The following is a 356-nucleotide window of genomic DNA, read 5'->3' as shown; positions in this document are numbered from 1 at the left end:
GTGGGCGGTACCGAAAAACCTGCCCGACAACACATCGGTTAACCATCGAGCGATACACGCCGAGGACCACCCGCTGGAATACGCCACGTTCGAGGGCGCGATTCCCAGCGGGGAGTACGGCGCCGGCAAGGTGATCATCTGGGACACCGGCACTTACGACACCGAGAAGTTCCACGATGACCCGCACACGGGGGAGGTCATCGTGGATCTGCACGGCGGCCGGATCTCTGGGCGTTATGCGCTGATTCGGACCAACGGCGATCGGTGGCTGGCGCACCGCCTAAAGAATCAGAAAGACCAGAAGGTGTTCGAGTTCGACAATCTGGCCCCAATGCTTGCCACGCACGGCACGGTGG

At 61.8% G+C, this 356-nt stretch carries 1 protein-coding gene; it reads left to right on the top strand.

Annotated elements, in window-relative coordinates:
- Positions 1-356 (top strand): DNA polymerase ligase N-terminal domain-containing protein (locus CDN38_RS28435; protein ID WP_275539818.1); only part of this gene is annotated, 356 nt, incomplete at both ends.

This window comes from Mycobacterium ostraviense (assembly GCF_002705925.1).
GTDB classification, from domain to species: Bacteria; Actinomycetota; Actinomycetes; order Mycobacteriales; family Mycobacteriaceae; genus Mycobacterium; species Mycobacterium ostraviense.
Note: the sequence above shows the minus strand (reverse complement) of the source record. Positions and strands in the feature narration are given on the sequence as shown.